Below are 17517 nucleotides of genomic sequence, written 5' to 3'. Positions count from 1 at the left end.
GGCCGTGTGTCAGTGCGAGTCCGGAGGTGGAGGCTCACTCCGGTCCTCCGGGGCGACCGTCTGCTCCACGCGCTTGCGCATGAGGCGTCGGGTCGCCGTCTCCTCCTCCTCCGTGCGCTGGCGACGCTTCACCAGGCCCTGTGTCTCGTCCACGAACCAGAACACCACCCGGAAGAAGGCGGCGATGACGGTGATGAGCAGCGACGAGAGAAACCAGCTCAGCACCGTGCCCGGCCAACCGCCGACGGTGACCTTGATGGCGTACGTCCCCGTCAGCGGCACCAGCGCGAATGCGGCGTAGTGCGACACACAATAAGGACAGGACATCAGGTATCCGAGCCAGGTGTCCTTCCCCCCCAGCCGCTCCCGCAGCGGGGCGAAGATGCGCTCCCGGGCGAGGGTCTGCGACACACCCATCACCACCGCGGAGACAGCGAAGAGCTGGAAGACGTCCGCCATCTCTCCAAGGTGGAGATGACGCGGGAGGTAAGAAGGAGCACACCCGCCCTCCGAGGGCTCGTCCGCCTGCCTGCCCCTCGCGGGCCGTCCCACGCAACCTCACGTTTGCTGGTGGACGTTCGGAAGAGACTTCCTCCCGGCCCCCTGTAAAAACGACCGACTACCGCCCCTAAGCACCCCGGGGCGTTTGTGCAAACCCGCGTATCCACTCGGGAACGCTGCAGATCGGCCGTGGCACACGCATTGCGATAGGCCACCCCCGTCCGCAGTCGAGCGAACCCCCAGGTTTCGATCTCTTTACCCCGAGAGACACCATGCAGACCTCCAACTCCTTCTCCGCCTCCCCCGACTCGCTCTCCACGTACCTCTCGGAGATCAACCGCTACCCGCTGCTCACGCAGCCGCAGGAGCAGGACCTGTCCCGCCGCTTCCGCGCGGGCGACCTGGCCGCGGGCCACCACCTCGTCACGGCCAACCTGCGCTTCGTGGTGAAGGTGGCGTACGAGTACCGCTCCTATGGTCTGAAGATGTCCGACCTCATCCAGGAGGCGAACATCGGCCTGATGAAGGCCGTGCAGAAGTTCGACCCGGACAAGGGCATCCGCCTCATCTCCTACGCGGTGTGGTGGATTCGCGCGTACATCCAGAACTGCATCCTCAAGAACTGGAGCCTGGTGAAGCTCGGCACCACGCAGGCGCAGCGCCGGCTGTTCTTCAGCCTGGCCCGCACGCGCCGCGAGCTGGAGAAGATGGGCGCCGGTGACGGCCACATCGTCAACGCCGAGGAGATTGCCAAGAAGCTGAACGTGAAGGCCACCGAGGTGCGCGAGATGGAGCAGCGCATGGGCGGCCGTGACTTGTCGCTGGACGCGCCCATGGGCGAGGACGGTGACGCCACGCACCTGGACTTCGTCGAGTCCGAGTCCGCCTCCGCGGTGGACGAGGTCGCCGACAAGCAGCAGGCGGACCTCACCCGCGAGCTGGTGCAGCGCGCCCTGCGCCGCCTGGACCCGCGCGAGCGCTTCATCATCGAGCAGCGCGTCATGGGCGACGCGGAGATGACCCTCAGCGAGCTGGGCGAGCACTTCGGCTTCTCCCGCGAGCGCGCCCGCCAGCTGGAGATCCGCGCCAAGGACAAGCTCAAGGCCGCGCTCGCCACGCTGATGGCCGAGGCCGGCGTGGACGAGGCCACCCTCGCCGCCTGATCCTCATCCGACATCCCGGCAGTGCTCCCGAGCCAGCGTGCCCATGAGAGTGGGCGCCCTGGCTCGCGGTGTTTCCAAGCCCCCGCTTCACAAGCGTTGATGCTGCGACGTCTCTCCGGCTGCACCCCACAGCCCTCGCGCGAGCGCGAGGAAGGAGAGATGTCCCATGGCCGCACCCACGACCCCGCTGAACCTGGCTGTACGTGCCGTCAACCTCTACGGCGACTCCCTGATGAAGGACCCCAACGTCCTGGGCGTTGCGGTGGGCCTCAAGCAGGTGGGCGGCAAGAGCACCGGAGACTACGCGGTGACCCTCTTCGTCGCGCAGAAGGTGTCGCGCGCGACGCTGCCTTCGAGCGTGATGATTCCCGGCAAGCTGTCGGTCTCCGGTCAGGACGTCCTCACGGACATCATCCCGGCGTCCGGTCCCTTCTACCAGCACGCCAACATCTCCAACGTGAGGCCGGCGCATCCCGGCACCAGCATCGGTGAGATCAGCATCACCGCGGGGACGTTCGGCGCGGTGGTCTACGCCAACTCGGACGGCTCCAAGCGCATCCTGTCCAACAACCACGTGCTCGCCGCCAACAATACCGCGCCCCTGGGCTCGCCCATCGTCTACCCGGGCCCCGCGGATGGTGGCGTCGCACCCGCCAACACCATCGCCAAGCTCTCCAGGTACATCCCCATCATCCCCGAGGCTCAGGGCTCCAACGCGGTGGATGCGGCGCTGGCCACGCCCACCGACCCCTCCGCCATCGACGACACGCCGCTCAACGGCGTGCCCGCGCCGAGCAAGGCGAATCCCGCCGTCGGCCTGCTGTGGGGCGGTGACAGCGCCACGCAGAGCTTCTACTCGCCCATCGACACGGTGCTGAACCTGCTCGACGTGCGCCTCGCCGGCAACGACTGCTCCGTGGCGCCCCTCATCGGCATGGAGGTGCAGAAGACGGGTCGCACCACCGAGCGGACGACCGGCCAGATCACCAACGTGAACGCCATCCTCAGGGTGGGCATCCCGGGCATCGGCACGGCGGTGTTCAAGAACCAGTTCATCACCACCTTCATGTCCCTGGGCGGCGATAGCGGCTCGGTCGCGGTCAAGCTCTAGACTCGGAGCGCCCGCCGGCCCGTGCCGGGCGCACCCGTGAGGCGGAAAAGAGGAGTCACGATGGCAGACCAGGACCTGCGGGACATCATCGAGCGGCACGGGCCAGGGCTGCTGCGAAGGCCCGGTGTCACCGGGCTCGCCCAGGGCAACGCACGCGAGCACGGAGGGGCCGACGCACCCTGCCTCGTGCTCTTCGTCACCGAGGACGCGGACACCCGCGGCCTTCCGGACCAACTGGAAGGCTTCCCGATGTACGTCGTCCGAGCGCCCGAACCCCGGCAGCAGTGACGCGCGCCTCCGCGCGTCCCGTCCTCGCCTCCTCCGTGTTCCTCCCGTCTCCGGGTGCGCCCGCGCGGCTCGCCGGTGGGCGCCCCATCACGCATCTCCGACGGAGGAAACATGATTCGCAAGAGCACGCAGTGGATGGGCAGCATCCTCGTTTCGATGGCGCTCCTGGCCTCGCCGGCCCTCGCCCAGGGGAGTGACTGCGGCAGGTCAGGACAGAAGGGCGGGGCGCCTTGTAGTGCGGTGCTGTGTGGTCGCGGCCAGCGCCTGCAGGGCGGTAGGTGCGCCGCCAGGCCCGTGGGCAAGCCCGTCGGCGCATCCGTGACCCGGGCAGCCACCTCGGACCCCATCTGGCAGTCGCCGCACTACACCCTGGTCTGCATCAGCGCGAGCCGGCTGGGTGACTGCGACCAGCATTTCTCGCTGGCCGAGGACGACTCCACCGCCCAGGGCACCTCGCTCTGGCTTCGCTATGCCAGCTACACCGGAGTCTGTCCGACTGGCGGCTCCTCCGAGCAGCCGTCGGCGCCCCTCTACACGGATGTCTGCCTGGCGAAGAAGGACCCGAACGACCCGAGCCAGGGCTGGCCCTGCTACAGCTGGCTCCAGGTCCTCGCGACGAAGGAGAACGTCTCCGCCACCGACGGCAAGACGCTCTATCTGCTGTACCAGGCCTACTACGGCAAGTGCCCGTAGCTCGCGCCACGAGCGCGACACCGCCGAGCAGACGCAGGGCCGCCCCGGCTGAGTCGCGGGGCGGCCCTTCGCTTCTTCACGAGCCCCGGCTCCCGTGGCTGGCATCCTACCGCGACGCCGCCTCCAACCTGCGCAGCGCCTGCGCCGCCGCCCGGCGCGAGCCGCACTTGTCACCGCCGCCATCACCGGGCCCGCGCTCGGCCAGCTCCCTCAGCGGCTCACGGGCCCCATCCACGGAGAGCCCACCGAGCGCCCGCGCGGCGGCGGCGCGCACCGGACACTCCGCGTGGCCCAGCAGCTCCACCAGGCGCTCCGCCGCGGCGCCATGTCCCGCCTCCGCGCCCACGCGGTAGTCCTCCACCGCCAGGCGCGACTCGCCCAACAGCTCGCGCAGCTGTCCCTGATGGAAGGCGCGCACACCTTCGTCCTCCTCCGCGCCCAGCAACTCCTGCGCTTCGCGCGCCTTCACGGCCCGCTCCGCCTCCGGTGCGCGCGCCACCGCCTCGAGCGCTGACTCCCAACGTGAAGGCCAGCGCCAGGCCACCACGGGCACCGACAGAAACCCCAGCCCCAGCGCCGCCCACCCCGCCTGCTTCCACGTCACGTCGCGCACCCGGCGCACAAGTCGGCGGCACACCAGGGTCAACCGCGCCACCCCGCGCCGTGCCTCGCCGCGCCAGCCGGGGCCCCGCCCCAGCCCGCTCGCGGGCGCTCGCGCACGGAACACGCGCACCCCGCCGGGGACGACGTCGCGCAGGAAGACGCCCACCTGCTCCGTGGGGATGCGCGCCTTGTCCATCACCAGCCAGGTGGACTCGGTGAGGTACACGCCGTCGCCGGTGAGGGCCTCCAGCAGCCGCTCCGCCAGGTCCGCCGGCTCACCGCCGACGTCGTCCGACTCCAGCCACACCTCACCCGTGCTCACCACCTGTCGCAACTCGAACCGCCCAGGTCTCCGCGCGTGCGTGTCATCACGCGCACGCCGCGTCTGCATTTCCAGGGCGCACAGGACCGCGACGGTAGGCGACGCAAAGGCAACCAGGAACGAGCCACCGCGCGTGCTGAATACCCGACCTCCGCGGGCGCGACACGCCGGCACCACGCGCCACGCGTGCGCGTCGCGCAGCCGTCGCTCCTCGTCGAACGTGCGAGGGTGTTCTCGCGCCGTGTCATGCACGACGCGCGTGAGGAGGATGGCGAGGTTGGCGGTCTTCACGTCATGGGGTGACGCGTGGCGCGAAGCAACTGTGATGCAAATCGTCGCGGCCCCGCATGTCAGTCCCCGGATCAATATTGAACACGCGGCCCCATGACCCTTTCGCTTCGGGTCAAGCGTTGAAGTGCCTTCCGTACGGCAACTCACACATTCAGGTTCCTCGCCTTCGGTCAGCACCGGACCTGCTGATCGGATTCGCGTTGGGCCCCGCGGGCCGCGATGTCCATTTCAAGGGATAGCTTCTGGAGTGTCTGGCAATGCCATAGCGAGTACCTCTACCGGCAGAGCCTCTGCATGATGAATGGAAACCGCGCTGACGCCGAGGAGGCGTACAGCGCGGCCATGCTCCGCGCGTGTGAAGCCGTGCACGGGCAGGAGCTCCGGGTCACCAACGAGAAGGCGTGGCTGGGCGCGGTGCTGCGCAACGTCTGCGTGGACGCGCACCGCCGGCGCCAGCGCTTTCATGATGACTCCAGCGACGACGACGAGCCGGTAGATCGCATCGGCACCCTCGAGTCGACCGCGCCCTCCCCCGAGACGCTGGTGCTGCGCGACGAGGTGGAGAGCTGCGTCTGGGAGCACGTCCTGGCGCTTCCACCGACGCTGCGCGAGCCCTTCGTCATGCGCTTCCTGCACGACATGTCCTATGAAGACATCGCCCATCAGCTCGGGCTGACGAACTGCAACGTGCGCAAGCGCGTCCAGCTCGCGTACCGCGCCCTGCGCACCGTGCTGGCGGATCTGAAGCCGGATTCGCAGCGGGAAAAGCGCGCCGTTCACAACGAGCAGGCTGAGGCGTCCTGAAATCGTTGCCGCCGCAACACGCAGCACGCGGCACACGCTGAAATCCAGACACACCCAGCTTCATGTCTCACGTGTGGGGGCGCATTTCCCGGCCGGCCTCTCACGCGATTGCAGCCCCCGGCCTCTACCCCACAACGCAGGAGCCGTCATGTCCGCCATCAAGCTCGTCAACTCCGTCCCCGCCGCCAACTCCCCCTCCGTGGAGTTCCGCCTGTCCCAGGGCACCAACCAGGTTGCCCGCATCGGCGTCCACGCCGGTGGGCAGGCCTCCGTCCCCACCACGACCAACTACCAGGTGAAGGCGTTCACGACGATGGGCGACTTCTCGCTCACGTCCAACACGCTCTCCTTCAACAACACGTCCGCCACGCTGCTGGCGCAGGTGCTGACGGAGGACGGCTTCTACGACTTCCAGCTCGTGCAGTCCCCCGGTACCCAGCCCTCCGCGCTGGTGTGCGAGAACACCTGGCGCAACCCGGTGCAGTTCACCATCAGCCAGCCGGGCTCGCCGGTGCAGATCGTCACCGTGGTGGACGAGCACAACAACACCACCGTGAGCACCGCGCAGCAGTGGCAGTGCTACGCCATCGCCGACGGCATCACCACGGCGACGGTGACCATCACGGACCCGAACGCGACCATCACCGTCACCCCGGACAACAACGACGAGAGCTACACCCTCACGGTGAGCTGAAGGCTCGTGCGCGCGGGGACGGGCGGAAGGTTTCCAGCGACCGCCGTCCGTCTGTCCCCGCCCCACGGCTGCCTCTCCGGATTCCCATTCGAAGCCGCTCGAGACGACGATGACCCTGCTCCTCATCAACGACACATCCCTGCGCGTCCAGTTCCGGCTCCGCCAGCAGGCGGGACTGTCGGGCAGCTTCACGCTCGACAAGGGGGGCAGGTATCGACAGAACGTGGACGAGCAGTACCGCGTCCGCGTGTTCAACAGCGCTCCAGAAGCACGGTATGACCTGTTGCTCGACGTGCTCAACGGGCCGACCCTCCGCCTCTTCGCCTTCCGCCGGAACGACGACCAGAGCCCCCTCTTCGAGGTGGTGCAGGAGCCCCCGCTCCAGCCCCATCAACTGCGGTGCGAGAACAGCACCCTGCTGCCGCTGTGCTTCCAGGTGGAGCGACTTCGCCCCCAGCTGGGGGGCCTGCTCCAGCTCCCGCCCCAGCACTCCGGCTCGCTCGGGTTGGCGGACGATTACGAGATGGAGGCCGTCATCGGCGGCTGCATGTCCAACCGCCTGAGCCTGAAGACCCTGAACTGCACCGTGACCGCCTACCATGACAAGGAGACCGGGAAGACCGGTCTGCGCGCCACCTGACCCACTCCGAAGAAAGACCCCATGCCCAGCCCATCGACGAAATCCTCCTCCTCCATCCAGCCCTTGAAGGCCACGGACACCCCCGCTGCCTCGGGAAGCTGGGAGTACAACGGCTTCTCCCTGTCCTGGGAGACCTCGGACCCGTACTCCGTCACCCTCAACTCGCAGTGCGGGGACAACTACGGCGGCTACACGCTGCAGTCCACCTCCAACCCCCAGTGCACCATCGCCGAGGCGCCGCTGAAGACCGAGGCCCGCCTGGACCTGGCCTCGCAGATCCAGATGGGTTCGTCGGGGCCCGTCTCCATCATCCTGACCATCCAGCTCTCGCCGGACATCGTCCTGCGGACGAACATCGGCGGCTGGAACGTCAACCGGTCTCCCGACCATCCCGACAGCATCAGCTCCTGGTGGCCCATGCAGGCCTCGAGCAGCAATGACTACGGGTCCACGGGCCAGGGCAACGGCCTGCCGGTGGCCTCCGGTGGTGGCAGCGCCAGCAGCGGCGGCGTCAGCGGCGGCGGCGTCAGCAGCGTCAGCAGCTACGACGTCCCCTGAAAGGATGGTGACAGATGGCTCCGCGTATTCCCGGCCGCTCCCCGTTCCCCGGCACGCCCGTGTCTCCCGCGGCGCCATCTCCTCCGGCGGCCCCCGCGCCCCGGGCCTCTCCGCCGCCCGCCGTCCCACCCGCCCCCGCTCCGGCTTCCGTCCATGCGTCCGCACCCGTCGCGCAGACGCCGGGCCACCTCCCCCCTCCGCTTGAGCGTGGGCGGGTGGGACGCGTGGAGCTGCCGGGCATGGGCCGCTTCACCGTGACCTGGCACGCCAGCCCGGACGGGCTCGCCGTCGGCGGGACGGTGCGCTCCGCGACCAACGGCCAGGAGGAGTCGTTCCAGCTGGACTCCGTGAATCGCCGCAAGTGGATGCAGCTCGGTCAGCCTCCCGCCACGCTGGAGCTGGAGCTGCACTTCCAGCAACTGCCGCGCGTGGACTTCCGCGCGGAGGTGCAGCTCAGCGCCTCGACGGTGCAGGAGCTCACCATCTCCGAGTGGTGGACCGAGCAGCCCGCCCCGCCCTTCCACCCCAACCATGACGAGCCCGTCGGCGTCGTCATCGACAACCCGGCGGAGTCGGTCGAAATCCTCTCCTACCTGGTGATGCAGTACGCGAAGAAGGGTGGCTCGCCCGAGACGGACGGCCGCTTCATCTTCCACCCCGCCGACACCGCGTCCTCCGCGCCGGCGACGCCCCCCCCGCCCGCCGAGCCGCCCCCGACCCAGGAGGCGAGCACCCCCGCGAGTACCGCCACGAGCGCGCCGCCAGCCGCCGAGGCTCCGCCCGCGCAGGCTTGCGAGCCCCCGCCGCCGCCTCCTCCTCCACCGCTGCCCGTCTCCACGAGCCAGCTCGCCGGACTGCATCCCGTGCTCTCCGCCATCAAGGGCCTCTGCGAGTTCTCGAAGCTGGTGAAGACGGCGCACGACGCGCTGAAGCAATCACCGGGGACCTGGGTGGTCTCGGATGACGCGAAGAACCTCCAGACGACGCTGTGGAACCAGACCATCAACCACGCCGCGAACAGCCCCGGACGCACGCAGGAGGGAGACGCCCTCATCAACGCGCTGCGCGTCTTCGCCTTCCTCCAGCGGCTCCAGCGTGGCGACGCGACGCTGAGGGAGGAGCAACCGCGCAAGCAGGCGCTCTCGGCGCTCGTCGTGCTGCCCCGCGCGCAGCTCCCCGACAGCGTGCCGCTGGCGGACAGCACCCTCGGCTCGCCGCTGTCGCCCCCGGGGGACGACACCGGCTGGACGCAGCTGCTCGGCTTCGGGCTGCTCAAGCTCGTCCGCCAGCAGCTCCGGGGCTACGAGCCGGGAGAGATTGCCTACACCCTCAACGTGATGCCGGGTGAGAAGCGCGTCCTCTCCGAGCGCTACCAGTCCCACGCCGAGCAGCACTCCCGCCGCGAGCGCGAGTCGAAGGACGAGGAGTCGAAGTCCAACCAGACGCAGACGGACCAGGACCTGCGGCACGAGGTGGAGTCGCTGGCCGCCACGGACACCCTCACCCGCGACTTCACCAACGTCACCTACAGCTACGGCAGCAACGGCCTGACGCTCACGCTGGGCGGCACCGCCAAAGACTCGCTGAGCGACCAGGACACGCTCACCACCGACGACACCCGCACCGTCCAGAAGACCCTCCAGCTCGCGGCGAACCGCCTGGAAGCGCGGCTCGGCACGCAGCGCGAGCGGCGCCTCATGGAGGAGCACGAGCGCGTCTCCCGCGCCGTGCACGACAACCGCGGCAAGGACCTGCGCCAGGTGGGCATCTACCAGTGGCTGAAGAAAATCTACCGGATGAGCCTCGACGAGCGGGGTGCGCGCCTCATCGTGGAGATTCTCGTCCCGCAGCCCGCCAGCGCGCTGAAGGAACTGCTCGAGCCCTCGGGCCGCCTGCCCACGCCACCGCTCCCGCCGGAGCGCTTCTGGATTCCCATCACCTCGCACCGCGACATCGACGACACGAACTACCAGCTGCTCGAGGCCTACTACCGCGCTGAAGGCGTGACGCCTCCTCCCGACGGGGACACGTCGCTGTCTCCGCCCTCGCCCCCGTGGACCTCCATGCTGTGGGAGGTGTGGCAGTTGCGCGTCTACGAGGCCATCCTCGCCGGCTACCTCCGCTGCTGCCGCCTCTGGTACGAGGGCTGCTGGCAGCGGCTGCGGGAGTCCCCGTGGACGCTGCGCGAGCTGGAGCACGAGGCGCTCAAGAGCAAGGGCCTGGCCGCGCTGCAGGCGCTCCACCCGCGCCCGGAGGACCAGCAGCCGCCCTACCTGCGCTTCTTCGACGCGGCCTTCGATTGGAAGGACATGGCCTACCGCTTCTACCCGTGGGGCACGGGGAGCAAGCCGACGGAGCCGACCTTCGACTGGATGGGGCTGGCCACGCACGCGCAGGACTCCGACGCGCGCTTCCTCAGCTTCCTGCGGGCCGGCTCGGCACGGATGCTCGTCCCGGTGGCGCCGAACTATTGGCTGCCGGTGGCGTACTACTTCGCCTACGGCCAGCTCCCGCCATGGGGACCCGGAGAGGTGCCCGTCCCCGAGGTGCTGGTGGACCTGCTCACCGCGCTGCTGGAGGCCATGGACCGCAAGCCCGCGTGTGACACCCACCCCTGGCGCGTCGAGGTCCCCACGTCCCTCCTCTATCTACGGGAGGGCTCCACCCTTCCGGAGATACGCCGATGATTCCCTTTCCGCCCACGCACGCCAGCTTCCCCACGCGGGTCCCCACCGCCGTCGTGTCACCCGTGGGCTCGGTGCTGCCCTACGCCGGGCCCATCAACGCGTGCACCCAGGCCAACCTCATGGCGCAGGGCTGGCTCTTCTGCGACGGCGCCGTCGTGGACAACGCGACCTACCCCGAGCTCTACAACACCATCGGCACGCTGTATGGGGCGCCGCCCAAGTCAGGAAACGACACGGCCCCCATCCAGTTCTACCTGCCGGACTACCGGGGCTCGTTCCTGCGCGGCGTCAACCGGGACGCCACCCGCAACTTCCCCGGCGTCAGCAACACCAGCCAGCCGAGGGACCCCGACACCGCCAGCCGGCTGAACGCGCGCTATTCGGCGAGTGGAAGCGACGGCCAGGGCAACAGCGGAAACAGCGTCGGCTCGGTGCAGCTCGACGCCTTCCTCACGCACCAGCACGACGCCGTGCAGCCCGCCAGCCCGCCGCCCCCGCCGCCCACCCTTTGCGAGGAGGTCCCCACGGACATCCTCCAGTTCCAGTCGAGCCCCACGACCAACGTGCTCGTCGGTCCGAACAACTCGACGCCCACCTACCAGGTGTCCGACAACGAGACGCGGGCCCTGAACGTCTACGTGAACTTCATCATCAAGGCCCAGTCGGCCGTGCTGCCCAACCCCGGCTTCAACTACCAGTGCTCATCCAAGCAGGACTGCTGGGGTCCGTCTGGCGCCCAGACGTGCCAGGGCGGCGGCTCGTGAGCGACGTCTTCCCACCGCGCAGTCCCTGAAAGCGACACGCCCATGTCCATCCCCCTCATCTGCGGCCTCGGCGCGCTCCTGCTCGCCATCGTCCATGCCATCAACGGCCGCTCCTCGCTGTGGCTGGCCATCACCCTGCTGGCGCTGGGCATGGTGCTGCCCTCCGTCGTCCGCTGGCGGTAGGAGGGCAGCACCTGGAGCCGGCGGTCGGCGGCTCAGCGCCGGGACAGCCCGTAGAGGGACATCACCATCTGCTCGAAGGTGCGCGAGGGCAGCAGCGTCTTGGCCATCAGCGCGGCGCGCTGCGACAGGTGGCCCACGGTGTAGCGCACGCGCACGCCCCGCTTCTCCGTCAGCGTCAGCACCTTGCGCGCGACGGCCTCCGGGGCGATGCCCTCACCCTCCTCCACCTCCACCGCCGTGAGCACCTTCATGAAGGCCTCGCGGTACGCGGAGCCGGGGCCGGACTGGCTCGCCTTCACGCGGTTCTCCCGCACGCGCGTGCGCACGTCGCCGGGCTGCACCAGCGTGGCCTCGATGCCGAAGGGCGCCACCTCCTGGCGGAGGCTCTCCGTGAGCCCCTCCAGCGCGAACTTGCTGGCGCTGTAGAGCCCCTGGAAGGGCAGGCCCGCCGCGCCGCCCAGCGAGCTGATGTTGACGATGAGCCCGGACTGCTGCGCCCGCATCGACGGCAGCACCGCCTTGCACACGCGCATCACCCCGAAGAAGTTGGTGTCCAGTTGACGCCGGGCCTCGTCGATGGAGACGTCCTCCACCGCGCCCGCCATGACGAAGCCGGCGTTGTTCACCACCACGTCGATGCGCCCTTCCGCCGCCAGCACCGCCTCCACCGCGCGCTGGACGGAGTCGTCCTGCGTGACGTCCATCTCCAGCATCTTGTGGTGCGCGCCGTCAGGCGAGGACCGGCGGCTGGTGCCGTACACCGTGTGGCCACTCGCGCCCAGCAACTCCGCGCAGGCCTGCCCGATTCCAGAGGATGCGCCGGTGATGAGAACCACCCTGCCTCGTGAGTTGCTCATGCATGCTCCTCCTCAGGGGTGATGTCTCTATTAACGCCGAAGACTCCGGAACTTGCGCATTCCCCGGCCGAAAAAACAGACATTGACTGTCTTTGATGCCGGGGCACTGGATGTTTTCACGGACGCGCATGAAGGTTTGCGCGTGCACTGAAATGACTCAGCGCTTCACGGGGCGGGAGCCGGGCGTTGGGCCGGGAAGCGGTTGCGCAGCGCCATCGCCACCACCAGCGACAGCACGGCGGAGACGACGCCGCTCACGAAGGGCGCACCGGGAGAGACTGTCGAATAGAGGAAGCCGCTCCACACCGGGCCCACCACGCGCGCGAGCCCGCCCGCGGATTGGGCGATGCCGAGCACGCCGCCCTGCAACTCGGGGCCCGCCAGCGCGGACGCCAGGCTGGCGAGCACCGGCTGGAGCATGCCCATGCCCGTGCCGACCAGCACCATGGCGACGACCAGCATGGCCGGGCGCGACGCCACGGCGATGCAGGCCAGGCCCACGCCCATCAGCGTGGCGCCCATCAGCACCAGCGTGATTCCGCGCAGCCGGCGCGTCAGCCAGCCGATGGCGAAGCCCTGCAGCACGAAGGTCATCAGGCCCAGCAGCGCGAACAGGCGCCCCACCTCGCGCTCACCCCAACCGAACCGCACCTGGGCGAGCAGGCCGAAGGACACCTGAAGATTGGTCATGCCGATGAAGGTGAGGAAGAAGAGCGCGAGCATCGGGGCGATGCCCGGCCGGGCCAGCGCCTCCGCCAGCCGCACCTTCTTCCGGCCCGGCGTGCCGCGCGCACTCGCGGGACCATGGTCGGGGTGCGTCTCGGGGAAGAGGAAGAAGACACCCAGCATCGCCGCCGCCGCGAGCACCGCCGCCGCCATCGGCGGCGCCCACTCGCCCAGGACATGGAGCTGGCTGCCGATGACGGGCCCCAGCACCATGCCCAGGCCGATGCCGGCGCCCACGCGGCCCAGCCCCGCGGCCCGTGCTTCCGGGTCCGTCACGTCCGCCACGGCGGCCTGGCACGCGGCCAGGTTGCCCGCGGTGGCTCCGGCCAGCAGCCGCGACGTGAAGAGCACGGGCAGCAGGTGCACGTGGGTGGCGTACGCGAAGAGCGCCATGGACACCGCGTTGCCCAGCAGGCTCAGCAGGATGACGGGGCGCCGGCCCACGCGGTCCGACAGCCGCCCGAGCAGGGGGGTGGCCACCAGCTGCGCGGAGGAGAACAGCGCGAGCAGCACGCCCGCCGTCGTCGCCGTGCCGCCCATGGACTCCACGTAGAAGGGCAGCAGCGGGATGATGAGCCCGAAGCCCACCAGGTCCAGGAACACGGTGATGAAGACGAGCGCCCTCACGCGGCGCTGGACGGAGAGAGACACGGGCTGCGCTGGCGAGGGCACGTCCATGTGCCGGATGATTGACGGCGACGCGCGCGCAGGGAACCTCAATCGCGCGGGAGTGACGGACCGATGAACCTCATCGAACCCATCATCCTGGGTGGCGCGGTCCTGGGCGGCGTGGTGGGCGCGACGCTGGGCTTCTCCGCGGGCGTGCTGTGGGGCCTCGGCGGGCTGCTCGCTGGCATCGTCGTCGGGGCCGTGGTGGGCCCCTTCGTCTTGTTGCTGCTGGGGCTCGTCTTCATCACCCTGCGCTACGGGCCGCGCCACAGCTGGGGCCTGGTGCGCGAGCTGTTCGGCCCGCGCCCGGGGAACTAGCTCGGACGGCTCCAGATTTTCGGCCAGTCGTCGAAGTCGCTGACCGCCTGGCCGTCGATGAGGAGCGAGTACATGGACTCCTCGGGGAAGTCATTCAGGCGGATGGTCAGCGTGTGCCCGTCCACCTGCGTGCGGAAGGGGTGAAGCGGATCACTGGCCTTGGCCCAGCTCAGCTTCCGGGTCATCAGCTCGTCGGCGGTCATGATTGGGTCCCCGTCTGTCCGAGGAGGTGCTGGTTCACGGTCTGGTTGGTCCGGTTCGAGCTGCCGATGAGCTCCTTGAAGACGTCCTCTCCACGGAGCCCCTTGCCCTCGGCCTTCTTCACCAGTTGGTCGAAGCTCGGACCGTTGATGCTGCCGTAGGTGAAGAAGTCCCGGGCGCGCAGCATCGCGACTTCCAGCGGGCTGCTCATCATCTTCCGCGCCTCGAGCCGGGCGTCGTGACGGATGGCCACCGCGCGCTTCGCCCGCTCCTCCATGGAGACGCCCTGGGCGGCCCACTGCTTGTCGAGCTCGGGGATGGTCGCCACCTTGTCCACGTACCACTTGCGGATGTCCGCGTTGGTGGTCGGCTTCTTCGCCCCGCTCGCGTCCGGACCGTTCACCTGCTCGGTGCTGGCGTTGGACGGCCGGCGCGACGGGCGCGGAGACCCGGTGTCGAAGTTGTCCTGCTTCTTCGCGGGGGCGGACGTCGACGGGGAGGAGACCGAGTTCGTCCGCGACGGGCCGGGCGACGAGCCGCCCTTGACGGACGAGGCGGGCGACTTCGGCGGGGAGGTCGTCTCGATCTTGGGGGAAGGAGGGGGCGTCTTCCGGTTGAGCTTCATGGGGAGTGCCTTCGCGGGGGGCGGCGAGAAAGCCTACAGATGAGTTATCGCGGACGGCGAAGAAAGGTTGCGGACCTTTACCTACCTTCGCGCACTTTTCACTTCCTGGAAACGCGAGAACTACCTGGAGTGCGGCCTGGAGCGACGACGCGCCAGGCCAAGGGCCAGCGCGAGCAGCGTAGCGCAGGTCTCCGCCCCGACGGCGCCCCCCGCCAGCGAGCAGCCCCCTCCGTCTACTGTCTCCTCCGCACACGGCAGCCACAGCCGGCACGCGTCGCCCGCCTTCACGCAGGGCCGCGCGCCATCCGACTCGGAGCAGGGCGCGCCGAAGCGGCCTGCTTCCAGGCCCGCCACCGCGCAGCTCCTGCCTCCTCCGGGCTGGTCGACACAGGCCATGCCCAGCGGGCAGTCGGCGTGGGCCTCACAGCGCGCCGTGCACGCATCCACCGTCGCGTCGAGCGGTGGCCGCGTGGGCGGCGAGAGGGCAACCTCTTCGATGACTGCCTGGAGGAAGTCCGCATGCGCGTCCACGCGCGTGTTCGTGCCCGTCGTACAGGCGAGGTCCCCGAACGAGGTGACGCCGACGAGGTGCTCGGTGCCGTCAATCTCCAGGAATGAGGGGCCGCCGCTGTCGCCGCCGCACGACATCGCGGGGGCGAACTCGATGGAGAAGGCCCCCGGGTCCACCGCCGTCACGCGCGCGGTGCCACCGCGGCGCAGGCCCGTCCTGCCAGCTTCGTCCAGACCGAAGCCCACCACCCACGTCGTCCTTCCCACCACGTCCGCCGGCAGCGGGGCTCCGCGCAGGGGCACCGGCGGGACGGGCGCGTCCTCGGCCAGGATGAGCACTCCGAGGTCGTGCGCCCCCGCCCGCCAGTCGGGGTGAATCCGGCCCGCGACGGCGCGCACGCGCGCCCTGCCGAGCGCCCGCGCGGTCTCCGCCGCGAACACCACCGAGAGGACCTGCGGCGCGTCCGCGTTCTCCACGCAGTGCGCCGCCGTCAGGACGACTCGGGGGGCGACCAGCGTTCCGGTGCAGGTGACGGGCGAGGCCGCGTCGGAGTCTCCGCAGGTCGGCGACACCGGGACGATGGCGCCTACCGCCGGAAAGCCGGGCTCGGGCGCGCCTCCCACCACTGCCTGCCGCGTCGCCGCCTGCACGGGGCCGGGCGCGTGCGGTCCGTCGCACGCGCCAGACACCACGAGGAGCAGCGCGAGGAAGAACCCGCCTGGGTGGACGGGCCTCACTCGCGCCACCAGCTCAATCCCTCGCGAAGTCACCCTGCGGTGACTCCGTGGGCTGGCCGTCGGGGTTGAAGTACTTCCAATCACCCGCCTTCGCGCCGTTCGCGTAGTTCCCCGTCACGGCGAGCTTTCCGTTCGGGTGCCACTCGGAATAGGGGCCCTGCGCCTGGTGCCCGACGAGCGTGCCCTCGGCCCACTTCTGCCCGTCGGAGCGCCACGCCGTCCACTTCAGCTCCTTCGAGCCGGCGGTGTGGACCTCCTCGCGGTTCTTCTGCCCCTCCTCGTAATAGAGGGTCCACAGGCCCTGCTTGAGGCCACCGCGGTACTCGCCCTCGAGCTGCTTCACGCCGTCCTCGAAGTAGCTCACCCAGCGGCCTTCCATCTTCCCGTCGACGTACTGGCCCTCCGTCTTGGGCTTGCCGTTGGAGTGCCACTCCGCCCAGCGGCCATGCTTCACGCCGTCGGACTTCGCGCACCACTGCACGGTGCCCTCCGGCGGCGCGCGGCCGTGCAGCCGCGCGCCATCGGGACAGGGACCGGAAGAGGACCGGCTACAGCCTGACGCCACGCCCAGGACCGCGGCCAGCGCCACCCATGTCTTGAAGGAAGCCATCAGCCGCAGGTGCCCACGCCGCTGCAGCTGCAGTTGTTGCTGGCGAACGTGTAGTCATCGGACGCCGCCGCGAAGCTGCCCAGGCCGTAGTCGTGCTTGGCACAGTCCTGCGTGTACGCCGTGGTGCCCACGCACGGAGGCGTGCTGGTGATGCCGCAGCCCTGGCCGCAGCGGCCCTTGCAACCACCGCCCGAGCCACCGGTGCAACCGCAGCCCCGGCCCGCCTGACGGTAATAGCCCGAGCCGATGAACTGGTTGCCGCAGGTGCAGGAGAGATGCGTCCACCCGCGCTCGGAGACGAACTCGTAGCCCGTGAGCAGCTCGCCCACCGGGACAATCTGCATGAAGCTCGTCTGGCGCATCGCCGCGTCCTCGACGCGCGTGCGCTGGGCCTCGTCCGTCTCGGCCACCAGCTTCGTGACGCCTTCCAGCAGCGGCCCCATCAGCTCGGACTGCGCCGCGTCCAGCGCCCCACCGCTGGGGATGAAGCTGCCCGTGCCCTGGTTGAAGTCGAGGTGGAACCCGATGACCGGCGCACCGAAGTCGTACGTCACTTCGACGACCTTCGACTCCGTCTCCACCACCAGCATCCGCACCGACGCGCCACCCGCGCTGTAGGTGGCCTCGAGCGTCGTCTCGTCACGCTGGAGGAGCGTGAAGCCCTGTGTCTCTTCCGCCTGCGGCTGGGGCTCGTCCGAACAGCCCGCCAGCGACATCGCCAGGACCACCGTCATTCCGCACAACCAATGCGCCTTCATCTCGTTCTCGCTACCGCGCGTCGGCTTCACGCACGAACAGGGCGAAACTAGGAAGGCACAGGAGCGGCGGTCAAACCGAAAACCCAGAAAATAAGAATCACCCCGTACAGTGAGTCGGGGGCGGTTGCGACCCACGGCGGCACTGGAGGGACTCGGGACAAGAGGCCGCGGCCCGGGGGGCTGGCGAGGGGGAAGCTGAAGCG

The 17517-nt window shown here is 69.5% G+C and carries 21 protein-coding genes; 12 read left to right on the top strand and 9 right to left on the bottom strand.

Annotated elements, in window-relative coordinates:
- Positions 1-9: 9 nt before the first annotated feature.
- On the bottom strand, positions 10-459 hold the full coding sequence (locus OV427_RS30820; protein ID WP_267859777.1) for a hypothetical protein: 450 nt from the start codon (positions 457-459) through the stop codon (positions 10-12).
- A gap of 314 nt (positions 460-773) precedes the next feature.
- Here OV427_RS30820 and OV427_RS30815 point away from each other — a divergent pair, with 314 nt between their 5' ends.
- The 4 genes from OV427_RS30815 (at position 774) to OV427_RS30800 (ending at position 3756) form a co-directional block, all read left to right on the top strand.
- Positions 774-1664 carry an RNA polymerase factor sigma-32 gene (locus OV427_RS30815; RefSeq protein WP_267859776.1) on the top strand — a complete coding sequence of 297 codons (891 nt, stop codon included), beginning with the start codon at positions 774-776 and terminating at the stop codon, positions 1662-1664.
- A 166-nt stretch (positions 1665-1830) separates the two neighbouring features.
- Positions 1831-2775 (top strand): hypothetical protein, encoded by a 945-nt coding sequence (locus OV427_RS30810; protein WP_267859775.1) that lies wholly within the window; start codon positions 1831-1833, stop codon positions 2773-2775.
- Positions 2776-2835: 60 nt separating this feature from the next.
- Positions 2836-3063: a hypothetical protein gene (locus tag OV427_RS30805; protein ID WP_267859774.1), complete on the top strand. Its 228-nt coding sequence runs from the start codon at positions 2836-2838 to the stop codon at positions 3061-3063.
- Positions 3064-3174: 111 nt separating this feature from the next.
- Positions 3175-3756: a hypothetical protein gene (locus OV427_RS30800; RefSeq protein WP_267859773.1), complete on the top strand. Its 582-nt coding sequence runs from the start codon at positions 3175-3177 to the stop codon at positions 3754-3756.
- 106 nt (positions 3757-3862) lie between these two features.
- Here OV427_RS30800 and OV427_RS30795 read toward each other — a convergent pair whose 3' ends face one another.
- Positions 3863-4972 (bottom strand): hypothetical protein, encoded by a 1110-nt coding sequence (locus OV427_RS30795; RefSeq protein ID WP_267859772.1) that lies wholly within the window; start codon positions 4970-4972, stop codon positions 3863-3865.
- A gap of 219 nt (positions 4973-5191) precedes the next feature.
- Between OV427_RS30795 and OV427_RS30790 the strand changes: the two genes are divergently transcribed.
- From OV427_RS30790 to OV427_RS30760, 7 genes are all read left to right on the top strand, one after another.
- Positions 5192-5776 (top strand): RNA polymerase sigma factor, encoded by a 585-nt coding sequence (locus OV427_RS30790; protein WP_267859771.1) that lies wholly within the window; start codon positions 5192-5194, stop codon positions 5774-5776.
- Between the two features lie 148 nt (positions 5777-5924).
- A complete protein-coding gene (locus OV427_RS30785) occupies positions 5925-6470 on the top strand; it encodes a hypothetical protein (protein ID WP_267859770.1) in 546 nt (181 codons plus the stop codon).
- A 109-nt stretch (positions 6471-6579) separates the two neighbouring features.
- Positions 6580-7110 carry a hypothetical protein gene (locus tag OV427_RS30780; protein ID WP_267859769.1) on the top strand — a complete coding sequence of 177 codons (531 nt, stop codon included), beginning with the start codon at positions 6580-6582 and terminating at the stop codon, positions 7108-7110.
- Between the two features lie 21 nt (positions 7111-7131).
- Positions 7132-7668, top strand: coding sequence for a hypothetical protein (locus tag OV427_RS30775; protein ID WP_267859768.1), 537 nt, complete (start codon positions 7132-7134; stop codon positions 7666-7668).
- 239 nt (positions 7669-7907) lie between these two features.
- A complete protein-coding gene (locus OV427_RS30770; protein WP_267859767.1) occupies positions 7908-10355 on the top strand; it encodes a hypothetical protein in 2448 nt (815 codons plus the stop codon).
- Positions 10352-11119, top strand: a complete 768-nt coding sequence (locus OV427_RS30765) for a phage tail protein (protein WP_267859766.1) — start codon at positions 10352-10354, stop codon at positions 11117-11119. Before OV427_RS30770 ends, OV427_RS30765 begins: the two co-directional genes overlap by 4 nt.
- A 42-nt stretch (positions 11120-11161) precedes the next feature.
- Complete coding sequence (locus OV427_RS30760) at positions 11162-11302, top strand: hypothetical protein (RefSeq protein ID WP_267859765.1); 141 nt, start codon at positions 11162-11164, stop codon at positions 11300-11302.
- A gap of 32 nt (positions 11303-11334) precedes the next feature.
- Here the strand turns inward: OV427_RS30760 and OV427_RS30755 are convergent, their stop codons facing one another.
- Complete coding sequence (locus tag OV427_RS30755; RefSeq protein WP_267859764.1) at positions 11335-12159, bottom strand: SDR family oxidoreductase; 825 nt, start codon at positions 12157-12159, stop codon at positions 11335-11337.
- A gap of 165 nt (positions 12160-12324) precedes the next feature.
- Positions 12325-13605 carry an MFS transporter gene (locus OV427_RS30750; protein WP_324290008.1) on the bottom strand — a complete coding sequence of 427 codons (1281 nt, stop codon included), beginning with the start codon at positions 13603-13605 and terminating at the stop codon, positions 12325-12327.
- A 21-nt stretch (positions 13606-13626) separates the two neighbouring features.
- Between OV427_RS30750 and OV427_RS30745 the strand changes: the two genes are divergently transcribed.
- Complete coding sequence (locus OV427_RS30745; protein WP_267859762.1) at positions 13627-13872, top strand: hypothetical protein; 246 nt, start codon at positions 13627-13629, stop codon at positions 13870-13872.
- On the opposite strand, the gene OV427_RS30740 is transcribed toward OV427_RS30745, so the two are convergent.
- From OV427_RS30740 to OV427_RS30720, 5 genes are all read right to left on the bottom strand, one after another.
- Positions 13869-14075, bottom strand: coding sequence for a hypothetical protein (locus tag OV427_RS30740; RefSeq protein WP_267859761.1), 207 nt, complete (start codon positions 14073-14075; stop codon positions 13869-13871). The genes OV427_RS30745 and OV427_RS30740 overlap by 4 nt on opposite strands.
- Positions 14072-14698 (bottom strand): hypothetical protein, encoded by a 627-nt coding sequence (locus tag OV427_RS30735; protein WP_267859760.1) that lies wholly within the window; start codon positions 14696-14698, stop codon positions 14072-14074. Before OV427_RS30735 ends, OV427_RS30740 begins: the two co-directional genes overlap by 4 nt.
- Positions 14699-14818: 120 nt before the next feature.
- Positions 14819-15979 carry a S1 family peptidase gene (locus OV427_RS30730; RefSeq protein ID WP_267859759.1) on the bottom strand — a complete coding sequence of 387 codons (1161 nt, stop codon included), beginning with the start codon at positions 15977-15979 and terminating at the stop codon, positions 14819-14821.
- On the bottom strand, positions 15960-16556 hold the full coding sequence (locus OV427_RS30725) for a toxin-antitoxin system YwqK family antitoxin (RefSeq protein WP_267859758.1): 597 nt from the start codon (positions 16554-16556) through the stop codon (positions 15960-15962). The genes OV427_RS30730 and OV427_RS30725 overlap by 20 nt, the downstream gene beginning before the upstream one ends.
- A complete protein-coding gene (locus tag OV427_RS30720) occupies positions 16556-17314 on the bottom strand; it encodes a hypothetical protein (protein ID WP_267859757.1) in 759 nt (252 codons plus the stop codon). The genes OV427_RS30725 and OV427_RS30720 overlap by 1 nt, the downstream gene beginning before the upstream one ends.
- Positions 17315-17517: the final 203 nt, after the last annotated feature.

It is taken from the genome of Pyxidicoccus sp. MSG2 (assembly GCF_026626705.1).
Lineage (GTDB): Bacteria > Myxococcota > Myxococcia > Myxococcales > Myxococcaceae > Myxococcus.
Note: the sequence above shows the minus strand (reverse complement) of the source record. Positions and strands in the feature narration are given on the sequence as shown.